The sequence below is a fragment of the Streptomyces sp. NPDC005774 genome (genome assembly GCF_042871645.1).
In the GTDB taxonomy this organism is placed as follows: domain Bacteria; phylum Actinomycetota; class Actinomycetes; order Streptomycetales; family Streptomycetaceae; genus Streptomyces; species Streptomyces pratens.
Window position 1 is genome coordinate 1 of record NZ_JBIAIV010000114.1, and the last position, 4,973, is coordinate 4,973.

General features: G+C 70.5%; 4 protein-coding genes and 2 pseudogenes. 3 read left to right on the plus strand and 3 right to left on the minus strand.

Going from position 1 to position 4,973, the window contains the following annotated elements; translation table 11 throughout:
* Positions 1–131: pseudogene (locus ACFYQA_RS39110) on the minus strand (transposase); the annotation flags it as partial.
* Between the two features lie 10 nt (positions 132–141).
* Here ACFYQA_RS39110 and ACFYQA_RS39115 point away from each other — a divergent pair.
* The gene (locus ACFYQA_RS39115; protein WP_388928570.1) at positions 142–237 is read left to right on the plus strand and encodes a universal stress protein; all 96 of its coding nucleotides are present in this window, start codon (positions 142–144) and stop codon (positions 235–237) included.
* Positions 238–290: 53 nt separating this feature from the next.
* On the opposite strand, the gene ACFYQA_RS39120 is transcribed toward ACFYQA_RS39115, so the two are convergent.
* Positions 291–1,508, minus strand: a complete 1,218-nt coding sequence (locus ACFYQA_RS39120; RefSeq protein ID WP_388928572.1) for a site-2 protease family protein — start codon at positions 1,506–1,508, stop codon at positions 291–293.
* A gap of 1,184 nt (positions 1,509–2,692) precedes the next feature.
* Between ACFYQA_RS39120 and ACFYQA_RS39125 the strand changes: the two genes are divergently transcribed.
* Entirely contained in the window at positions 2,693–3,265 is a 573-nt protein-coding gene (locus tag ACFYQA_RS39125; RefSeq protein ID WP_388928574.1) for a YceI family protein, read from the plus strand.
* A 549-nt stretch (positions 3,266–3,814) separates the two neighbouring features.
* Here the strand turns inward: ACFYQA_RS39125 and ACFYQA_RS39130 are convergent.
* Entirely contained in the window at positions 3,815–4,246 is a 432-nt protein-coding gene (locus ACFYQA_RS39130; RefSeq protein ID WP_388928576.1) for an SRPBCC family protein, read from the minus strand.
* A 347-nt stretch (positions 4,247–4,593) separates the two neighbouring features.
* Here ACFYQA_RS39130 and ACFYQA_RS39135 point away from each other — a divergent pair.
* A pseudogene (locus tag ACFYQA_RS39135) lies at positions 4,594–4,884 on the plus strand (transposase); the annotation flags it as partial.
* Positions 4,885–4,973: the final 89 nt, after the last annotated feature.

A 4,973-nucleotide genomic window follows, 5' to 3' on the forward strand; every position in this document is an offset into this window, starting at 1 on the left:
GCGCCGAGCATGACCTTGCGGATCGCTTTGACCAGGCCGCTGTGGCTGTCGGAGATGACCGGGCGGACGCCGGTCAGGCCGCGTTCGCGCAGGTGACGCAGGAACTGGGCCCAGAAGGCTTCGGTCTCACTGTCAGCCAACGTGACAGTGTCCGCCGGACTGCTGCTGGGCTCGATCAGCCAGGCCGTTCTCCACTACGTGCACTGCCCGGTCACCGTGGTGCGTTCTGGCCTGTGAAGCGCGCTGACCGTGCCCCACGCCCTACTTCCCAGGCACCGGAATTGCCCTGATCAGCATGGTCGCCGTCTGCTCGTGCCTCCTGAAGGGGAGTGTCCCCGCCGGTGAGGAAGCCGCAGACGGAGGCCATGGCCGGGAGGTGGAGCACCGCAGGCCATCCCTGTCGTGTGCCGCCGGGAGAGCCGGTCGATATCGTGCGCGGTGACGATCCCGCAGAGGCGTCCGCCGTCCATGACCAGGATGGGCAGGCCGCCCCCGGAGCCAAGACCTTCAAGGACGGCGGTCAGCAGCTCGTCCGGTGCGGCGAGAGTGCACTGCGACAACGGGGTCGCCGCGGCCCGTACCCGCAGTACCTCCCGCCGCCCGGACGGCACGGCAGCCAGTCTGCGCAGCTGCACGACACCGCTGGGGCGGCCCTCGAAGTCCACCAACGCCAGTACGGAATGCCCAGCCGGAGCGGCCACGTCGGACAGGAAGCGGTCTACGGTCAGCCAGTCGGGACCGGTGACCGCCGGACTGGTCATCGCCTCCGCCACCCGCAAGCCGCGCAGGGCCGTGGCCAGCTCGGCCCACCGTCGTTCGGCCGCGGAGGTGACCGCCACGAACAGGCCGACGATCATAAGCCACAATCCGCCCGGTACCCCCCTCACGAACGCCAGCCATCCCATCACTCCCAGCGTTATGCCGACGATCTGCCCGCTGCGCCCGGCCGCCCGCTGGGCCCGTTCGCGGTCCCCCGCACGCCACCACCACACGGCCTGGAGCACCCGGCCCCCGTCCAGCGGCGCGGCCGGCAACAGGTTGAAAACGCCCAGTAGCAGATTCGTGCCACCCAGCCAGCCCAGCACGGCAACCGGTATCCTCCAGCCGAGCACCGCGTGCACCCCAGCTGCGCCCCCCAGGGCGGCCCCGCCCAGCAGCAGGCTGGCGAACGGTCCGCTGACGGCGACCGCGAACGCCGCCCGCGCCGTTGTCGGCCGGTCCATCCTGGTCATTCCGCCCAGCGCCCACAGCGTCATGTCCCGCACGGAGATCCCGGACCTGCGGGCCATGAGCGCATGCGCCGCCTCATGCACCACCAGACTGACCAGCAACAGCAGAGCGCCGACAACTCCGGCGACCGCGTACACCACGGGCGCCAGTTCAGGGGCGTACGCGGGAAGCGTCCCGCTGGCCAGACCGTACGCGAAGAGAAACATGATCAACGGCACGCTCCAGTGCGCCCGCAACACCACCCCGCGCACACTCCCGATCCTGATCGAACCCTTCATCGCCATCACCACCGACGGGGCACACCTCACACAGCCCAGACAGCGCTCCGGGCCGCCCCCTTCCATCGTCCGTCCGGTCCCCCGCGATCGGAAACGTCCGATGACACCGGATCGACGAAGTCTTGCCTCGCGCCAGGGAGCTTCGGCGGCGCCGCGATCACCGCGCAGGCAGAAGCGGTGCTCGGGACCCACGGTGGTCTGACAGGGCCGGCAAGCCGAACCGGTCATGTGGAGGAGGCTGCGATGGAGGAGCACTTCGTCTGGGTGACGACGCGCCGCGTCCGGCCGTGCACCCTTCAGGAGTTCGAGCGGGCCTGGCGCCCGGCCCCCTACCCGCAGGGTCTGCGCCGCGCCTTCGCGTACTGGTCCGAGGACGGCCAGGAGATCACCGGGGTGTCGTTCTGGGAGTCCAAGGAGGCAGGCGACGCCTGGCGGGCCTCCGAGCCGAAAGCGCAGCGGCGTGCGGGCATGGCCCCGAGCCGTGGGCAAGCGGGGCCCCCGGGGGTTGCTGGCGGCTGGGCGAGGATGCGCCAACCCAGGCGTGCGGACTCACGATCACCACGAGGCTGCCCATCGGATCGCTGGAGAATCCGCTGCGTGCCATCGGGGAGCAGCCCGCTCTCGGCGTGCTCACCATCGCCCGCTACGGCGGCGCCGGCCGCCACCGCGGCACCGCGGAGCGGCGCGCGAGTGATGCAACCTCTGCCTCGCCGACGAAGCGTGACCTTCTCGGGGCGCCGCGCGCCTGCGGCTGCGGCCCGGCTCCGGCTACCTGACGGCTACCGAACAACGTCGCGCTGTCACCGTTGTCACCGCTGAGGCGTTGGGGCGCGAGGGTCTGCCCGAGGGGCATACCTGACCAGTTCCCTCCGCAAACCGTTTGTGTCAGGCAGCGAACAGGCAGACGGCTTTCCGATGCAGGGCCGAACGGTCTCGGCGGCCTGGACCTGTGGTCGACAAACCGGTGGCTCGCGGTTCGGAGGGCGACTGATCGGCAGCACGGGTGGCGGTCACGCCGCGCCGCGCTTCCCCGGCGGGTCTCGCGGCAGCGGACAGGCGCGCATCGTGGCCGCGACCTGGGCATCCGGTTCTGCTGCGGCACAGCGCCATCTCGACCTACGCGGGACACGCCGACCGGGCTCCTTCGACGGCGGCAACCGCATCCGCCCCATACCCTCGGCGCTGTGACGCTGACAGACGGAACGTACCGGCTCGGGCCATCGACCGGCCGCCTCCTGATCAGGACCGGCCGCGCCGGGCTGGGCCGCAGGGCGGGGCACGATCTCACGATCGAGGCCACCCGGTGGTCCGGGGAAGCGGTGATGGCCGTCGGTCACCCCGACAGGTCGTCGGTGGCTGTGGCGGTCGAGACGGGCTCACTGGAGGTCCGGGAGGGAACGGGCGGGCTGAAAGCGCTCACCGATGCCGACCGGGCCGAGATCAAACGGACTCTAGGGGGCAAAACTCTGCTGCACACCGCAGAGCACCCCACGATCACCTTCCGTTCCACCGGCATCACGGGCACGCCGCAGTCCTTCGAGATCACCGGGGAGCTCACCATCAGGGGCCGGACCCACCCGGTGACGGTGCACGGGAAGAGCAATGGCGAGGGGCTGTTGCGCGGCTGGGCGACCGTCATGCAATCCACTTGGGGAATCAAGCCCTACACCGCGTTCCTGGGTGCGTTGCGGCTGGCCGACGAGGTCCGGGTGGAGTTCGAGGTGGCCAGGCTCGAACCGGTGGACGGGGCTGGATGACCACCCGGCTCAAGGCTGCGGGCGCGGCGACCGCGCGGCCGCCTACTGCGGAGGAATGAGCGGGATCGCTGTCGTGTACGAGCTCGGCAAGCCGATGGCCCCGCGCATTTCCCCGGGGATACCGGCTGGTGCGGAACGGCCTGTCCGCAGGGTGCACGCGGCGCCCTCCGCCCCAGGGCACCCGCCACCACGGGACCGCGGAACCCTCTGCGGCAAGGCCCCTTCGCCCTGGAGACGGTCGGCTGGAAGCCCTCCGAGGGCCCCTGGGCGCCCTGGTACCCCGCGGGGGTACGCATCCGTGCTCTGCCCCGACTGCGATGCCGTGATCGAGACCTGACCGGCATACCGCCAGCCCGATGTCGCTGCTCTGCGGGGAGCGTTCCGCCACGGTCCCCCACCCCCGTCCACACGCTCGTGCGACGCGTCCCGCCCCACCGTCGACACGCCACCGCGAGCACGAGCTGCAGTACCCAGCTCGCCGCGCGGCGGCCGCTCAGAGCGGAGGCTGCCCGTTCTCAACGGCCCGGCAACGCCCGCCTTTTGCTACCCTCACCGCCCTTGTTCCACGCACTCCTTGAAATGCTCCAGATCGCTGCGGACGAGCCGTTCGATCGCGTTCGCCTGGGCGAATCCCTTCGGCCCGCCGAGGGCCTCCCTGATCGCGCCCGGGTCGTACTCGAGCCTGGCCTGGACCCGGGTGCGGTTCTCGTCGATCGGCTTCAGCGAGACGGAACCCACCAGCTCGGGGGCGCCCGTGGTGTGCCACTCCATCACGCCTTCCCCCCTGCGGTCCGAGACCTCGGCCTCCAACTCCCGGACCCGGCCGTCGGCCTCGATCTCCAAACGTGCCCGACCCCCCGCCTCCGTACGGACCTCGCGCACTCCTTCCACGAAGCGCGGATAGTCCTCCACCCGGTGGAGGATGTCCCAGACCGTGTCGATCGGAACTCCGACGTCGATGTGTTCTTCGAGAGTGCTCATGGCCCACCTCCATGTTCGGCTCACTACACATGGCCCTCTGCATCCAGTGTGCGCCCGGCATCGGATCATCGACCGAAATACGAGGCGGACTGACCACCATGTGACTCACTCGATGGCCTGGCCTGGCCCAGTCGGCTTCCGGGCCCCTCCCGGGCCGAGGCCGCCCGCGATGCCGCACCCCGGGGCTGGACTCGCCCGGCGACACCCTGCGGATCTCGGGCTCGGAACCCCGGAAGGACCGGAAGCTGCGGGCCGACCGGTCCCGGCACATGCTGGTGCCATGGACGTGCGCCCACCTGCGGTCGTGCATCCGCCGGAGTCGGACGGCGGTCGGCGGCTGACCATTCAAGAAGACACCGGGCCGCAAGCGCGGACTCGTGGTCGACGTCCTGGGCCTGATCATCGGAGTCGTCGTGCTCGCCGCCTCCGCCCACGACAACGCCGCCGGCACCGCCCTGCTCACCCAGGCCGCCGAGCGGTGCGGCAACCACCTGGAGAAAGCCCTGGTCGACCAGGGGTTCAAGGACGAGACCATCATCCACGGCGCCCTGCTGGGCATCACCGTCGAGACCGTGGTCCGCAACCCCGACGACAAGGCCAAAGGGTTCGTTCCGCAACCGAAGCGGTGGGTGGTCGAGATCTGTCAAGCACAGTGCACTCATGGAGTCTGTTGCTCTGCCGCCTCGGCGGTCTCGGTCCAGATGCGGCGGCTGTACCAGCCAGGCGG